The 14,300-nt window shown below is 71.7% G+C and carries 20 protein-coding genes and 1 pseudogene; all 21 read left to right on the top strand.

From position 1 onward, the window contains the following. The first annotated feature begins 152 nt into the window (after positions 1–152). The 21 genes and pseudogenes from AB0L89_RS21830 (at position 153) to AB0L89_RS21730 (ending at position 14,272) form a co-directional block, all read left to right on the top strand. On the top strand, positions 153–767 hold the full coding sequence (locus AB0L89_RS21830) for a DUF4913 domain-containing protein (protein ID WP_365143398.1): 615 nt from the start codon (positions 153–155) through the stop codon (positions 765–767). After that, on the top strand, positions 764–1,252 hold the full coding sequence (locus AB0L89_RS21825; protein WP_365143207.1) for a hypothetical protein: 489 nt from the start codon (positions 764–766) through the stop codon (positions 1,250–1,252). The genes AB0L89_RS21830 and AB0L89_RS21825 overlap by 4 nt, the downstream gene beginning before the upstream one ends. Next, the gene (locus tag AB0L89_RS21820) at positions 1,249–1,875 is read left to right on the top strand and encodes a DUF3631 domain-containing protein (protein ID WP_365143206.1); all 627 of its coding nucleotides are present in this window, start codon (positions 1,249–1,251) and stop codon (positions 1,873–1,875) included. The genes AB0L89_RS21825 and AB0L89_RS21820 overlap by 4 nt, the downstream gene beginning before the upstream one ends. Beyond that, positions 1,872–2,360 (top strand): GNAT family N-acetyltransferase, encoded by a 489-nt coding sequence (locus tag AB0L89_RS21815; RefSeq protein ID WP_365143204.1) that lies wholly within the window; start codon positions 1,872–1,874, stop codon positions 2,358–2,360. Before AB0L89_RS21820 ends, AB0L89_RS21815 begins: the two co-directional genes overlap by 4 nt. A gap of 19 nt (positions 2,361–2,379) precedes the next feature. Beyond that, complete coding sequence (locus AB0L89_RS21810) at positions 2,380–3,069, top strand: hypothetical protein (RefSeq protein ID WP_365143202.1); 690 nt, start codon at positions 2,380–2,382, stop codon at positions 3,067–3,069. A 36-nt stretch (positions 3,070–3,105) separates the two neighbouring features. Beyond that, positions 3,106–3,324, top strand: a complete 219-nt coding sequence (locus tag AB0L89_RS21805) for a hypothetical protein (protein WP_365143200.1) — start codon at positions 3,106–3,108, stop codon at positions 3,322–3,324. Between the two features lie 57 nt (positions 3,325–3,381). Continuing rightward, a complete protein-coding gene (locus tag AB0L89_RS21800; protein WP_365143198.1) occupies positions 3,382–3,819 on the top strand; it encodes a hypothetical protein in 438 nt (145 codons plus the stop codon). A 353-nt stretch (positions 3,820–4,172) separates the two neighbouring features. Further along, a complete protein-coding gene (locus tag AB0L89_RS21795) occupies positions 4,173–4,370 on the top strand; it encodes an SH3 domain-containing protein (protein WP_365143196.1) in 198 nt (65 codons plus the stop codon). Between the two features lie 103 nt (positions 4,371–4,473). Beyond that, the gene (locus AB0L89_RS21790; RefSeq protein WP_365143194.1) at positions 4,474–4,935 is read left to right on the top strand and encodes a hypothetical protein; all 462 of its coding nucleotides are present in this window, start codon (positions 4,474–4,476) and stop codon (positions 4,933–4,935) included. Continuing rightward, positions 4,932–5,375 carry a hypothetical protein gene (locus tag AB0L89_RS21785; RefSeq protein WP_365143193.1) on the top strand — a complete coding sequence of 148 codons (444 nt, stop codon included), beginning with the start codon at positions 4,932–4,934 and terminating at the stop codon, positions 5,373–5,375. The genes AB0L89_RS21790 and AB0L89_RS21785 overlap by 4 nt, the downstream gene beginning before the upstream one ends. A 10-nt stretch (positions 5,376–5,385) precedes the next feature. Beyond that, positions 5,386–5,805, top strand: coding sequence for a hypothetical protein (locus AB0L89_RS21780; RefSeq protein WP_365143191.1), 420 nt, complete (start codon positions 5,386–5,388; stop codon positions 5,803–5,805). A 30-nt stretch (positions 5,806–5,835) separates the two neighbouring features. Next, positions 5,836–6,753, top strand: a complete 918-nt coding sequence (locus AB0L89_RS21775; protein ID WP_365143189.1) for a winged helix-turn-helix transcriptional regulator — start codon at positions 5,836–5,838, stop codon at positions 6,751–6,753. Next, the gene (locus AB0L89_RS21770; RefSeq protein ID WP_365143187.1) at positions 6,750–7,328 is read left to right on the top strand and encodes a hypothetical protein; all 579 of its coding nucleotides are present in this window, start codon (positions 6,750–6,752) and stop codon (positions 7,326–7,328) included. The genes AB0L89_RS21775 and AB0L89_RS21770 overlap by 4 nt, the downstream gene beginning before the upstream one ends. Continuing rightward, complete coding sequence (locus tag AB0L89_RS21765; RefSeq protein ID WP_365143185.1) at positions 7,325–8,566, top strand: MFS transporter; 1,242 nt, start codon at positions 7,325–7,327, stop codon at positions 8,564–8,566. The genes AB0L89_RS21770 and AB0L89_RS21765 overlap by 4 nt, the downstream gene beginning before the upstream one ends. A 42-nt stretch (positions 8,567–8,608) precedes the next feature. Continuing rightward, positions 8,609–8,945, top strand: a pseudogene (locus AB0L89_RS21760) (hypothetical protein). Positions 8,946–9,007: 62 nt separating this feature from the next. Beyond that, positions 9,008–10,243, top strand: coding sequence for an ATP-grasp domain-containing protein (locus AB0L89_RS21755; RefSeq protein ID WP_365143396.1), 1,236 nt, complete (start codon positions 9,008–9,010; stop codon positions 10,241–10,243). A 47-nt stretch (positions 10,244–10,290) separates the two neighbouring features. Beyond that, positions 10,291–10,854: a hypothetical protein gene (locus AB0L89_RS21750; RefSeq protein ID WP_365143183.1), complete on the top strand. Its 564-nt coding sequence runs from the start codon at positions 10,291–10,293 to the stop codon at positions 10,852–10,854. A 12-nt stretch (positions 10,855–10,866) separates the two neighbouring features. Further along, positions 10,867–11,511 (top strand): hypothetical protein, encoded by a 645-nt coding sequence (locus AB0L89_RS21745; RefSeq protein WP_365143181.1) that lies wholly within the window; start codon positions 10,867–10,869, stop codon positions 11,509–11,511. A gap of 29 nt (positions 11,512–11,540) precedes the next feature. After that, positions 11,541–12,383, top strand: coding sequence for a DUF317 domain-containing protein (locus AB0L89_RS21740; protein ID WP_365143179.1), 843 nt, complete (start codon positions 11,541–11,543; stop codon positions 12,381–12,383). Between the two features lie 10 nt (positions 12,384–12,393). Further along, on the top strand, positions 12,394–13,182 hold the full coding sequence (locus AB0L89_RS21735; protein WP_365143177.1) for a DUF317 domain-containing protein: 789 nt from the start codon (positions 12,394–12,396) through the stop codon (positions 13,180–13,182). A 49-nt stretch (positions 13,183–13,231) separates the two neighbouring features. Further along, positions 13,232–14,272 carry a SpaA isopeptide-forming pilin-related protein gene (locus AB0L89_RS21730; protein ID WP_365143175.1) on the top strand — a complete coding sequence of 347 codons (1,041 nt, stop codon included), beginning with the start codon at positions 13,232–13,234 and terminating at the stop codon, positions 14,270–14,272. The last annotated feature ends 28 nt before the right edge of the window (positions 14,273–14,300 follow it).

Here is a 14,300-nt window from a genome sequence, read left to right as displayed (position 1 = left end):
CCCGTGCCGCGCGATGCGTTATAGCACCGGATCCCCGGTTAGCGAAACCGGGGATTCTCTGGATCGTGGAGCCGTCATTCACGCCCACCGGCCGCGGCTTCAAGGAGACCCATTTCGTGCCCGAATCCATAGACCTCCCCGACGACGGGGAAATGGAACCCGTCCGGCTGCCGGACGCGAATCTGGAGAGCGTCGAGGCCAGCGTCCGCAAGCTGATGGAGCAGCAGGCCGAGCAGGCCCGGCAGCTCGACAGCCTTTCCGCGCCCCCGGACCCCTCGCCCTTCGCGGCGTTCGGCCTGCCCAGCCTTCCTGGGATGCCCGGAGCGCCGATCCAGGCGCCGCCCGAGCCGCGCCCGATCCTGGAACTGGAGGGCGAGGAGTACGAGGACGAGCTGGACGCGCTGACGGACTGGGTCGACGGCTTCCTCGTCGACACCTACGGCGCCGAGGTCACCACCGCGGCCCCGTGGTGCAAGCAGTGGCAGGAGCACGACGACGTCGTCGCCTGGCTCCACGCCCTGTGGATGGCCTATCAGCAGCACAAAGACCCTGAAGCCGGGCCGTCCGGGATGTTCGTGTGGCACCGCGACTTCCTGACCCACTGCATGGCCCAGGTGCGCGCCCCCGGCGGCCCGCTCTCGGCCTGCCAGACCGACCCCGACCGCGACGCGCACCGCCTGCTGCCCGGCCCGGCCTCCTCCCTCCGCTCCATACGCTCGGCCTCCGCGGACCGGCCGGAGCCCGGCGAGCCTGACCAGGGCGTATGAGCGGGTCCGAGCACCGGCCCGCCTTCGGCCTCTCCTTCGACCCGCGTGCCCTGACCGACCTCCTGGCGGCCCCCAGCGACATCCGCGACCTGGCCCTCGCCCAGCTCCAGGACGTCGTCAACGCCAAGCAGTTCGGCCCCAAGCTGATCGGCGAACTCGCCGACTACCGCAAGCTCTACGTCGATCACCGCAAAGCCTGGCGTGTCGTCTACGCCCAGCGCCCGGCCCCGCCGGGATCGGCACACCGCGCCGAGATCCACGTGGTGGCCGTGCGCCCGCGCGACCGCCACGAGGTGTACAACGTCGCCCGCAAACGCCTGGGCATCACGCGCCGCCCCGCGAGCGCGCTGGCCCATGCCGCCCGCTCCCGCTCTCCGCAGCTGGAGGCGCACCGCGAGATCCCCATGCCCGGCCCGCCGCCGTACGCGCTGCCTGGCCTTCCCCGCCCCGCTCTTTCCCCGAACCCGAAGGACCGCACCCTTTGACGACGCACTTCCCCTCCGGCCTCGACGACCTCACGGCCGCCCTCACCGGACTCGAAATTCCACAGGAGAACCCGCACCACCGGGCCATCGTGGACACCTACCGGCGAGTTCAGCAGCTGGATGCACAGCTCCTCGCCGTGGCCGTTGGTGAGCCGACCGGCTGCCTCGCCGACACCAGTGAGCAGCTGGAACAGCTCACCGACGTCCTCATCCTGCGCGTACTGGCTGGCGCCGAGCTGGCCCACCGGCTGAGCCTCCCGTGCTGCTGCCCCGATGACGGCGGTGACGGCGGTGACGGCGAAGCGGACAGCGGCGAGGACGAGGCAGACTGCCGGTCCTGCCCGTACGCCGAGCACACGGTCGTCCACGCGTGCCTCGATGTCTTCGCCGCCGACGGCGATCCGGCCGCCATGTCCTCGGCCGATCTCACTGACCGCCTGCGTCAGCTGCCCGGCATGGCGGAAGACCGCTGGTCGTACGCCGAACTCACCCCGCAGCGCCTGGGCCGTCTGCTGGCACCGTACGGCGCACGGCCCCGCAACATCCGCATCAGCACGTCGTACCAGCTCAAGGGGTACCTGCGCAGCTCCCTTACGGCCGCGCTGCCCGACTGCTCCTGTTGAGGCACCCCTCCCTCACTGCCCTGCGCCGCGTGCGGGCCGAGGACGTCCCGCTCGTCGACGCCTTCCACCAGCGCTGTTCCCCCGCGCAGTTGCTGCGCCGCTGGGGCCGTACACGCCCGCCGCACCGCACCCTGAGCCAGATGCTGGCGCACACCGAGTGCTGGATGGGGTTCGGCACCGACGACAAGCCGCTCGCACTCGTCTGCACCGGTCCCGTCAGCCGGGAAGCGGGCGTCTTCGACCTCGGCCTCCAGGTCGCCGATGCCCACCAACGCCGCGGCATCGGCAGCGCGCTGGCCCGGCACGCCGCCCAGTACGCCCAGGCCAGAGGCGCCCACACGCTGAGCACCTACACCGAGGCGTCGAACCAGCCGATGCTCCGTCTCCTTCGCCGCCTCGGCCCCGTCCGCGAGACGCGGCACGGAGCGTACCTCGACGTGCGCCTGCCCCTCGGCGCGAGCGGCCCCGCGCACCGGCCCTCGTGACACCCCAAGGAATCCCCCTATGCCCCGCAACGCCCCGGTGAAGAAGGCTCTGACCCAGCTGGATCACCGCATCGAGGCGGCCGTGGGCCACAGCATCGACCGGCTGTGGCAGCACCGCGACCGCAACTTGCTCGACGAACCGCACACCCACCTGGTCGACGCCCACCGAGCCCTCGTCCAGGCCGTGACCAACGTGAGCTTCTACCGGTCCCAGCTCAACAGCCTCTCCTCCGGCCAGTACCCGGTCGATAGCGCGCTGTTCGAACGCATCGAGCGGACCGTCGACCTGCTGGAGGACGCGGCCAGCACCCGGAACCGGCGGCAAGCCGAGGCGGTTGCCGCGCTCAAGCCCGTCGAAGCCGCCGCCCGGGACAACGCTCCGCGTAACGTGCCGAACCTCCCGGCGCCCGACATTGCGGCGCTGCTCGCCATCACTCAGGGCGCCAAGCTCCATCAGAACCTGCTGACGCAGCGGCTGTACGTCGTCACCGCCTCCGGCACACGCATCCCCTACAGCCAGCTGCAACGCCTCGAAGAGGACCACCTGGTGGTGCGCGACACCTCCCACCCGGTCACGGCGGGCCAGCCCGTCACGCTCACCGACACCGGCCGCAAGGCACTGACCGCCCCGCGCTCCTCCCCGGCGCCCGGCGCTGCTCCCGTGCCCCGGCCCGGGACTTGGCCTGCGCCCGCCCCCGCCCGCCGCTGAACTCCGTATTCCGCGTGCCCCGCCCCGAAAGCCCCTATGCCCCCATCCCCGGACTTCCGCCTCGACTGCTACGACGCCGTCAGCGACTGTGTCGCCGAGCAGTTCTGGCAGCACATCGAAATCGAATCCACCGAACTCACCGTGCTCGCCGAGCACCACTCCGACGACCAGCGGCACAGCTACTACGTCCTGCACAACGGTGCGGTGACCTGGGGCATCCCCGGCGAGCCGCAGCTGGTGGCCCTCCACCTGTAGCGCGACGTTCAGGCCCGCACCTTCCGCTTCCAGCACGACCAACTCCCACTGCCGGCCATGGCGCAGAGCTGGCTCATCGCCCGCGGCAGCCCGAAGGAGGCCATCGGCCTGAGCCCCGGCATGGGTACCGCCCCGGCCGACGAAACCACCAAGGCACTGGAGGACCGCCTCACCTCCGACGGCGACCACTTCTCCCTCGTCACCAGCTACACCTCGGACGACCCGGACCGCATGCAGATCACGGTGCTCCTGGCCGCCATCGACGAGACGGCGCAGCTGCGCTTCCGGGTCCTGCTGGAGGAGATCGACACGGAGCACTGGACGCACACCCTGCGCGAAGGCGGCTTTGCGACCTACGAGCAGGCCACCGCCTGGTGGCACGCCCACTGGTCGGGCGAAGACGCTCCCCCGCCGACCGGTCCGCCGGTGACCCGGCACGCCCCAGCGTCCGCCATTCCCGCCGCCCCCGCACCGCGAAGCGGCCCAACTCGCTGACTGCAGATGCGAACTCGAGCTACCCCGGGATCTCCAACGAGGTGCGCCCGCGAGATGTCGGCGCCCGGTGAAGCGCGAAACGTAGCAGCACATTCCCGGTTAGCGAAACCGGGGATTCTCCGGACTCTTGAACACGACCCGCCCGGCGTCAGGCCGGGGGTGCTTCTGCGTTCCCCTCTTTCTCCTCTGGAGGTCAATTCCTCATGCGCTCACCCTGCATAGCCGTCTCTGTCGCCGTTGTCGGTGCGCTCGCCCTGCCGCTCGTTGGTGCCACGTCCGCGAACGCGGCATCCGCCCAAGTGCCGGCCTCCGCGCCGGCCAGCCGTGCGTGTGACCGGCCCGGACCGTGGGCCGTGCACACGAGCGCGGTCACGATCCGCTCCAAGGTGAGCGCGAAGTCCACTGCCGTCGGTGTGCTCTACCGAAGCAACCGCTTTGTGGTCCACAAGACCAGCGGGAACTGGCACTACATCACCGACAAGAGCACGGGCGTAAAGGGCTGGGTTTCTGGCTCGTACGTCTACCGCGACGTCTACATGTGCCTCGACTAGCCGCAAGCTCGGCGAATTCCACACGCCAGCAACGCACTTCGCCGCTGAACAGAGAAGTGCACCCCCTGACCCGCCTACGCATTCCAAGGAAAGGAGCCGTGTCGTGTCCGACGACGCCGACGACGTGATGGGTGTCATCACCCAGCAGATCGAGGCCCGCTTCCAGATGCCGCTGGACGACCTGCGCCAGGCGGTGGCTGCCGCCCCGCACGCCAACAACGACGCCACCGTCGTCGTGAAGTGGTACGGCATGCTCGCCGAGGCCCAGGCGGTACTGGAGAAGGCCGAGGACGCCCTCGTCGAGGCCCTCGACAGCGTCCCCGGCGACGTGCTGGACGACCCGGTCATGGAGCTGGCCCACCACGTCAACGCTGCCGTGGCGGTGCGCGACGGGCGGGCGATGGTCGTGCGCCACTACACCGACCCGAACTCCCCGGGCCGCAGGGGCCCGGGAGCCTGGCGCGGAGCCGAAGCAGCCCCCCGCCGCAGCCCGGCCCTTCAGACCGCACCGGTATCGAGCGCCTCGCCCGCACCGTCCCTTCCGGTGCGAGGAGCGGTGCGGTGAGCGTCGCACGCAAGCCCACCAGCCAGGACGAGGTGCTGGTCCGTGCCTTCGGCGCCTCGCTGACCGAGCTGTACGCGCAGGCCGCGGGCCCCGAGGCGTCCGCCGCCCTGACCCGCGCCCTGGAGCTGCGCTCCTGGCTGGCGGTGGCAGAGGAGCAGGTCGCCCGGGTCCGCGACCGCATCCACGATGCCACCGCCGACGGCCGCGACATGGGCGAACTGTCCGCCGATGACCTGCGGTTCGACGCGCAGTGGCTGGAGGTTGCCCTGTCCGCCCGCGACGGATACGCCACCGCACTGACCGGGCTGCTGAACACCATGCCGACGCCCGGAACCCGCCCCCAGCGGCCGGTGCAGCTCACCCAGCCCAGGCTCACCACCGCTCTCCCGCCCGCCCCGGAACCCGCCCGTGCCGGGGCGGCGCGGGCCCGCCGACCGTGAAAGCCCCCGATTGCCCCAGACCACGTCCGAGACCATCGCCGAACGCATCGAGAACCTGTACGGCCAGCCGATGGCCGCCCTCGAAGCCCACGCCGAGGCCAGCCCGACCGGCACCATGCTCGCCGCCCTGACGAGCAGCCACACCGATCTGCAGCTCGCCGAGCGCAACATCACCTTCCAGCTCCAGCGGCTGCGTGAACTGGCCCACCCCGAACGGGAGATCGGCAAGTTCGAGGCCGGTCACCTGCTCGACTGCGCCCGCCGGATCGCCGAATCCGTCGCCACCCGGGACGCACACGCCAAGACCGTCAGTGCTGTCCTCGGCAGCCTCCACCGAACCTCCGCGCCGCCCGCGGCTTCGAAGGCAGCGGATCTCACCACCGCCGTGCCCCCGAGGCCGACGGAGCCCGCCGCCACCCCCACCCGCTGATCCGTCCGCCCCGCTCTAGGAGTTACCCCCTTGGCCACCACCGGTCTGCCCCGCTCCACCCAGGTCGACGTCCAACGCGTCACCGAGTCGCTGGAGATGATCACCCCGCTGTGGAGCGTGTGGATCCTTATGACGCTGTCCGCTCAGCCCCTGCGCTACGCGGAGATCAAGCCACGCTTGTCCTGGCTCAATGACGGCACACTCCACCCCAAGCTGCGCAAACTCACCGACGCCGGACTGGTCGAGCGCACCGAGGTCGCCCAGGGCCACGTGACCTACGGCCTGACCGGCCGCGGCGCCGACCTGATACCCGTCCTGACCGTGATCGCCGCCTGGGGCGACACCCACCTGGAAAAGCCCCTGGTGAAGAATAAGGACACCGGGAAGCTGGAGCCGCTCACCACGGTCGCGCCCGCGCAGAACATCGAAGACACCCTCGCACTGATCGGCCCCCGTCACGCCACCCCGATCCTGTGGGTGCTCAAGGCTCGCGGCGCCACCAGCGCCAAGGCTCTCTCCGCGGCGGCGATGCCGGGCTACCGGCTCAGCAACATCTATCCCCAGGTGGACCGACTGGTCGAGGACGGCCTGGTCCGCAAGGACGGCCGCGCCTACGAACTGGCCGCCAACGGGCTCGCACTCGCCCCCGTCTACCGGGCCCTCGCAGCCTGGGCCGCCGGACGCCCGGACGCCGACACTCACCCCCTGTGGGGCCCGGCCCCGCCGCAGAAGCAGGCGAAGTCCGGGCCGTGGCTGACCACCCAGCCCCGCATACCGGCACCCACCACCCCAGCTCCAGCCACGACCACCCCTGCCCTAACCATCCAGGCGCCGTCCACCCCGGCGCGGGCCACGCCGCACACGGTCTGGAAGCCCGGCGACCTGTTCTCGCACCAGATACCGGTGCGCCCCATCGCCCTTCCCCAGGCGGGGGGCCACCGTCGATGACCAGACGCTCCACCGACGACCTCGACCAGCGCCAGGCCATCCGCGCGCTGTCCCTGCCGGGACTGATCCGCCTCGTCAGCGAGATCGCCGACAACGGCCCCATCAACCGCCGCCGCGGCAGCCTGCAGGCCGCCTTCGGGAACATGACGGCCAACCAGCTCGGCCACGCCATCGACCGGGCCCGCGACTTCGGCCTCGTGTACGGCGATGAGCAGGAGCGAGTCCGCTACCGGCTCACCGACAGCGGCGAGGGCCTCGCCGATGTCTACGAGACGGCCGCGCGCTGGGCTCGCGCCCATCAGTTCCCCGCCGTGGCCAGCGACTTCGTCACCCGGGTCCAGCACACCCTCACCCTGCTCGGCCAGGCTCCCGCCCTGGACCGCGCAGTCGCCCGGCTCGGCAACTCTCGCGGGCTGCTCCTCCCTCAAGGAGCGGTCCTGAGCCCGGAGGCCATCTCGGCCCTCGGCGCCCCGCAGGCCGCCTTGACCGCCTGGCTCCAATCGAACGTGTGCCTCCGGCACCACACGGCCCTTCGCACCTCCCGCACGGCGGACGAGATGGAGCCCGCTGCGTGAGATCCAGTGTCGGACCCTGGCATGCCCGCCGGCCGGTCCCCACCCTGCTGCGGGGCATCTATCTGCCGCGCAGCATGGACGCCGGCGCCTTCGCGATGACGACGTACGGCATCCCGCTGCTGGTGCTCGCCACCACCAACTCCGCGGCCCTGACCGGCGTGGCGTTCGCGCTGGAGTGGGTGCCGCGTCTGGGCGCCTTCGCCGTCGCCGGAGCGATGGTCGACCGCCACGGCACCACCCGCGTCCTGCGACTGGCCTCGGCGCTGCGGGCCACCGTGGTCGTGGCCGCCGCCGGCGCCCTGCCGCAGCTGGACAGCGGTTTGCCCACCACGGTCACGGTCATGCTGCTCGCCGCCTCGACCGGCGTGCTCACGGAGTTCTCGTACATCGCTGCCGAGACGGCGGGCGGCGTCGCCAGCCGTCAGGCCGGCGCACGCGCGCACCGTGTGCAGTCGGTGCTCCTGGGCATCGACCAGGTCGGCACCCTGGCCGGACCCGCCGCTGCCGGCCTGCTGCTGGAGCGGGCCGGGACCGCCGGGATGCTCGTCACGATCGCCGTCTTCTCGCTCCTGGCGTGCGCGCTGGCCCCCCGGCAGCACACCACCGGACAGACCGAGTTGCCGCAGCCCGTCCTTGCGGGGCTGCGCACCGGATGGGCGACCTTGCGTTCGCTGCCCGCGCTGGGCTGGCTGGTCTGCGGACTGACCCTGTCCAACCTCGCGGTCGGTCTGCTCCAGGCCGCGGCCCCCGTGATCGTGGTCCAGCAGTTCGGCCACTCCAGCGCGGACGTGGGCCTGATCTGGTCGGTGGCCGCCGTCGCCTCCCTGATGACCGTCGCGGTGTGCCGCCGTGCGATCGACCGCTTCGGCCTGTGGCCCGTCGGCGCGCTCTCGGCCACCGTCGCGGCCTGCGCGTGCCTGGCCGTCTCCCTCACCCACACCTACACCGCCTACCTCGTGCTGATCGCGGTGCTCATGGCCGGCGAGGGCGGCATGACGGTGGTCCTGCGCACCCTGCGCTCCCACCTCATCCCGCAGCAGGTGTTCGGCGCCACCCTCTCCCTGACGATCCTGCTGCTCCTGCTGCCCTTCCCCCTGGCGGGCGTCCTGGTCGCCACCGTACCGCCCGCCCTGCTCGGCCACATGATCACCATCTGCGCCGCCGTACAGGCCCTCGGCCTGTGCATCGCCTTCCTGCGCCTGCGCACCCTCCCCGGACTTCACACCCGTCTCGCCTGACCCTCCCTGCCCGACGCCCTTTTCGCCCCTGGAGATCTACCGATGCCCGTGCCCGCTGCCGCCGCCAACGCCGTCATACCGGTCGCCCGCCCCTCCTCCCGCGCGGGATCGAGGCCCACGATCACCGACCAGTTCCTCGCCTTCGACGCCGCGCACCCCCTACGTCTACCGGGCCCTGGAGAAGCTGACGACCGAACGGCTCGCTGCCGGGGCCACCCGCATCGGGCTCAAGGAACTCTTCGAGGACCTGCGCTGGCGGCTCCCGCAGTGGCTGCGCGGGCTCAACAACAACTACACCGCGCTGTATGCGCGGAAGTTGATCGAGGACCACCCCCAGTGGGCCTCCGCCTTCGAGCTGCGCCGCCGACGCACCCCTTGAACCCTTGCCGCCGTGCCCGAACTGCCCCCTGCCTGCTTCTTTTTGGAGAGTCCTTGCCCACCATCCTTGTCGTTTCCACCGCCGGTCCGGAGGCCGAGGCATACCGCGGCTACTGCCTCGAAGCTGTCGCCGCCCGGTACGACGTCGTCCTGATCACTCCCGCCGCACCCACCTGGGAGTTGGAGTTCATCGCCGACTTCGAGATCGTCGATCCCGACGACGCCCAGGCGCTGGCCGCCGCCGGCCAGGCTCTGGCCGAACGGCACGAGCTGACCGGCGTGGCGACGTGGACCGAGTGGTATCTCGTCCAGACCGCCCGCCTGGCACGGCGCCTCGGACTGCCGACGAACAGCCCGGAGGTCATGGAAGCCGCCCGTAACAAGGCGACTGCCCGGACCTTGTTCGCCCGCCACGGCGTGCCCTCGGCCGCGTCGATGACCGCGCGCTCCCTGCTGGAGGCGGCACTGGCCGCCGAGACGATCGGCTACCCCATCGTGCTTAAGCCCGCCGCCCGCGCGGGCAGCATCGGCGTCATCCGTGTCGACCGCGCCGAAGAACTCCCGCACGGCTTCGAGTTCGCCGTCGCGGGCGCCCGCGACGGCATCGAGAGCACTTCGGTGCTGGTGGAGGAGTACCTCGACGGACCCGAGGTCTCCGTCGAGTGCGTCACCCACCGCGGAGACACCACCGCCGTAGCCGTCACCCGCAAGAGGCTCGGCGCCCCGCCGTACTTCGAGGAGATCGCCCACAGCGTCGATGCCGCCGATCCGCTGCTCGACCAGGTGGCGCCCGTCGCCGCCGCAGCCATCAAGGTGCTCGGCATCACGGCCGGCGTGAGCCACGTCGAGATGCGCCTCGTCAACGGCCGCCCCCGCCTGATCGAGGTCAACGCCCGTATCGGCGGCGACATGATCGGCCACCTCGTGAAGCTCGCCACCGGCGTGGACCTGGCCCGCGCCGCCGCCGACACCGCCTGCGGCCGGGCCCCCGATCTCACCCGTACGCGCCACAGCGCTGCCGCGATCCGCCTGCTGTACCCGAGCGCCTCCGGCACCCTGACCCACTGCGACCTCGACGCCGGCTTCGCCGCCCGCACCCCGTGGCTGGAGAGGGTCGCCTTCCAGCGCGCGGTCGGCGACACGGTCACCCTGCCGCCCGCCGGCGACATGTTCAGCGCCCGCGCCGGATTCCTGATCACCACCGGGCCCACGGCCGACGCCGCGCAGGAGCACGCCGCGGAGGCCCTTGGGCACCTCACCCTCGCCGTCGCGCCCCCGCCGTCCGCGTCCGCGGCGTAACCCGCGCATCGCCCCCGCGTCCGGCCCGCTGAACAGGAACCACTGCCATGCCCCAGCCCTCCCACACCACCTCGTCCCAGCGGCGCTCCCTACGCCTGAACGACGTTGCTCACATGGGCGCCGCGAAACTCCAGCCGCTCCTGCAGGACAGCTTCCGCAATCTGGTCACGGCCGCCATCGCGGACGCGACCGGCCACCTGCCCCGCAGCTCCCGCAAGCTGCTGCACGGACCGCACTTCCGTGACGACCTCGTCGACGCGCTGCGCTGGGCCGAAGGCGAGATGCAGGTCGCCTCCGAACGCATGACCTGGACCGCAGACCCGCGCGCCGAACGCACCGGGCGCCAGCTCCAGCAGATCCGCACCGCGCTGGCCCAGGCCCGCGCCGAGGAAGCCGACCGCCGCCGCACCGAACACCGCGCCTCCGCCGGACACCAGGTGGACACCGACCCCGCCGCCACCGCCCGCCTCTGGCTGCGCAGCGCCTTCCCCGACCGCTTCGAGCACCTCCTTGCCCAGGAGTACACCGCGGCCCAGCTCGAGCCGCGCACCGAACGGCCCGGCCCGGCCGACGTGTTCGACGCCATTGAATGGGGCGCGGGCGAGGGCTAACTCTTCGCCACCATGACCCCGGCCATCCGCGACCTGCTCGCCAAGAGCCCCCTCGCCTTCCGCAACACCGTCGCCGCCGACGCGCGTGAACAGGACGAACGCAACATCGAACTGCGCCACCCACTGCTGCTGCGCCGCTGGCGCACCGCGCTGGACGAACTCGCGGAGCTGACCGCCCCGCTCGCCGGGGCCACCAGCACCACGGTGCTGGGCCCGCTCACCACCGACCTGGACACCATGCCGCGGCAGGCCGCCTTCGCCGTCCTCAACGCCCGCCGCTTCCTCGTCGCCGTCCACCAGCGCACCGCCGAGAACACCCGCGTCGCCCGCCAGTACGCCCAGACCATCACCCAGCGCGAACAGGACGAGCCCGAACACGCCGCCCACCGCCGCCTCTTCGACCAGGCCCTGCACCGCCTGGCCGACGAGCAGTCTGCCGCCTACGACCACATCCGCCACCGGCTGCGGCCCTTCGAGACCAGCCCCGGCCTACTGGACGTGTCCGTCCTGAACGCCGACCAGCGCGGCACCCTCAAGCGCCACGTCCTGGCCGAACTCACCCCACCGCGCCCGGCGCCGACGGCATCGCACCTGGCCACGGCTGCCGCCCCGCCGAGACCGGCTGCCACCGCCCTGCGCCCGACGGCTGCCCGCTGACTTCCCTCCCGACCCCGACGGATACGACCATGACCGACCCCACCCCGATCAAGGGAGATGTCTACGTCTCCCCGCGCTACCTCGCCGGTCTGCCCGGCCACGCCGATCCGAGCTTCGACCCCGTCAAGCACTGGCCGCACCACTACCTCGACGACGGGCCGTTCCAGACCGTTGTCACCTCACCCGACCACCGCATCAGGATCGGCTGGGCAGGCGATGACTACGACGTGTGGCGGATCAGCGCAGCCCAGGACGCCGTGTCCCGTGCCACCTGGACGGCCACCTTCAACCAGAACACCCCTCCCGAGATCGTCCACGGACTCACCAGCGCCCTCGCCCGCGAGTGGAACACGGACACCGACAGCTTCCTGGCCGATCCGTCGTACTACTGGACCGACGCCGTGCAGCCTCTGCTGGAGGCCGGATGGGAGCGACGGCCGCTGGCCCGCGGCAAGATAGAGATCCTCGCCCCGGACGGACTGGCCGGAACCACCATCGACGTCGTCGGCTCCGACCCGGACCGCGAATCCGTGGAGCTGTGGGCCGGGCCCAAGGGCTGGGGAACCCGCGCCGAGGCGATCTTCACCGCGCGCACCCCCAAGCGCCTCATCGCAGCGACCGCCGCCGCCTTCGTGGACCCCACCCCCGTCGCCCGCTACGAGAACCACCTCGACCCCCGGCTCGCCCAACTCGCCCAGCTCACCCCCGTCGAGCCACCGAAGCCTCCCGCTCCCACCCCGCTCGACGTCCGGCAGGCTGCCGCCGACAGCCGGCGCCCGCCCGCGCTCGGCACGCGCAGCGTCCCCCGCTGGAGCACCGCCACACTCCCACCGGCCGCGGCCGGTCCCGCTCTACTCGCCCGCCGCCGCTGAGGACCCGCGCATGCCGAACGATCCCTTCACCAACCTCGACCCCGACCAGCAGGTGAAGGTCCTGCCACGTCACCTGGCCGGTCCCGGAGCCGTCGACCTCGCCACGGTCTGGCCCCTCCCCGAGGACTGGTCCGTGCACCAAGCCGACGACGGAGCAGCCCTCGCCACCAGCCCCTGCCTGCGGCTGTTCGCCACCCTGGTCCCCGATCCCGACAGCCGGGGCAAGGGAAAGTGGAAGGTCACCGCCCACCGCGCACCCTTCGGCCCCGCGGCCTGGCAGATCTCCTCCGACGCCACCACCCCCGTCGAGCTGCTGCACGACGTCCACACCGAACTGCTCGACCTCTACCGCGAAGACCGCCACAGCGACCAGGACCGGCTGTTCGGGGACGACACCCCGGCGCAGGAGGCATACACGCTGCTCCTTGCCAGCGGCTGGAGCCATCACGTCAAGACCGACGGCAGCCAGTTCTTCCGCGACCCCGCGGACCTCGGCGTCGTACAGCACCGCTACACCACCACCATCCACTCCGACTCGCCCACCTGGTCGGCCTCGGGCGGATACCCGAGCGAGCCCTACTGGCGCGCACGGTTCTCCCAGGGCACACCCACCACGCTGGTCGCCGCCTTCACCACCTCCCTGGCCTCCACCGAGCCGGTGAGCCGCGCGGTCAAGGACATCCCGTTCCACACCCGCCGTCACCTGTACGTCGCGGCGACGGCCCTGGCGCAACAGACGCCCAGCTCCTCGCCGCTCCCTGCGTCTCCGACGCTCCCCGGCCCGAGCCGGCCCCGCTGACCAACCCCTCGCCCCCGGCAATCCCGCCCTCTACCTGGAGAGTTCCTACTTGCACACCCGATCCGCCCGCCTTCTCCCGACGGCAGCCCTCACCGTCGCCGCCACCGTGACCGGATCCCTGGCCTGGGCCCCAATCGCCTCCGCCCAGACCCCGGATCCGACCCCGTCCGCCTCCACCACGCCCACCCCGCGCAATGCCGCCGAAAACGGCGGCGTCGCCATCCTCAAGAAGGACCCGGGCGGAGACGTCCTGTCCGGCGCGTCCTTCACCCTCTACGACGCCAAGGGCAAGGAAGCCGGGAGCGGCAAGACCGACGCCCAGGGCCACCTGTCCTTCGCGGACCTGACTCCGGGCGTCTACCGGCTCAAGGAAGTCTCCAGCGGCAGCCAGATGCACGACGTCGTCGAGGACCAGGACGTCATCGTCACCCCCGGCGCCGATGCCCCGCTCACGATCATCGACCCGTTCAAGCCCGCCTCCGTCCTGCTCAAGGCCAAGGACGACAAGACCGGCAAGCTCCTGCCCGGCGCCACCGTCAACATCGGCACCGGCGACAAGACCCTCCTCACCCTCACCACCGGCGACAACGGCACCGCCACCGCCAAGCTCGTGGTCAACAACCGCACCGGCACCGACTTCTGGGCCAAGGAGACCAAGGCGCCCACGGGATACGACCTCTACAAGGGGCAGCGCGACTTCACGGCCAAGCCCGGCGACCCGGTCACCGTGACCGTCACCAACACCAAGACCCACACCACCCCGCCAAGCCCCGACCCCACGGACAAGCCCACCGACAAGCCGACCGAGAAGCCCACGGACAAGCCCACCGAGAAGCCGACCGCTGACGGCGGCGACCACGGCCCGCCGGAGCCGACGGGGAAGCCGTCCGACTCCCCGGCCTCCGAGGCGACTGCATCGAGCACCACGGCCCCCGAGCCCGACGGCTCCCTCGCCCACACCGGTGCCGACGCCACCCCGTGGCTGCTCGGCGGCGCAGGACTCCTCCTGGCCGCCGGCGGAGGCGCACTCCTGGCCGCCCGCCGGCGCCGTACGGACGACGCCGACAACGACGACTCCACCGAGAGCTAGCAAACACACGCGCCCAATACGGCCCCCG

Source organism: Streptomyces sp. NPDC052114 (assembly GCF_040680155.1).
GTDB lineage: Bacteria > Actinomycetota > Actinomycetes > Streptomycetales > Streptomycetaceae > Streptomyces.
The sequence above is the reverse complement of the archived record's forward strand: the minus strand, read 5'-3'. Positions and strand labels throughout refer to the sequence as shown.

Coding starts and splice junctions, on each gene's coding strand:
- AB0L89_RS21830 (WP_365143398.1), top strand. CDS start 153: ATGGAACCCGTCCGGCTGCCGGACGCGAATCTGGAGAGCGTCGAGGCC.
- AB0L89_RS21825 (WP_365143207.1), top strand. CDS start 764: ATGAGCGGGTCCGAGCACCGGCCCGCCTTCGGCCTCTCCTTCGACCCG.
- AB0L89_RS21810 (WP_365143202.1), top strand. CDS start 2,380: ATGCCCCGCAACGCCCCGGTGAAGAAGGCTCTGACCCAGCTGGATCAC.
- AB0L89_RS21805 (WP_365143200.1), top strand. CDS start 3,106: ATGCCCCCATCCCCGGACTTCCGCCTCGACTGCTACGACGCCGTCAGC.
- AB0L89_RS21800 (WP_365143198.1), top strand. CDS start 3,382: ATGGCGCAGAGCTGGCTCATCGCCCGCGGCAGCCCGAAGGAGGCCATC.
- AB0L89_RS21770 (WP_365143187.1), top strand. CDS start 6,750: ATGACCAGACGCTCCACCGACGACCTCGACCAGCGCCAGGCCATCCGC.
- AB0L89_RS21750 (WP_365143183.1), top strand. CDS start 10,291: ATGCCCCAGCCCTCCCACACCACCTCGTCCCAGCGGCGCTCCCTACGC.
- AB0L89_RS21745 (WP_365143181.1), top strand. CDS start 10,867: ATGACCCCGGCCATCCGCGACCTGCTCGCCAAGAGCCCCCTCGCCTTC.
- AB0L89_RS21740 (WP_365143179.1), top strand. CDS start 11,541: ATGACCGACCCCACCCCGATCAAGGGAGATGTCTACGTCTCCCCGCGC.
- AB0L89_RS21735 (WP_365143177.1), top strand. CDS start 12,394: ATGCCGAACGATCCCTTCACCAACCTCGACCCCGACCAGCAGGTGAAG.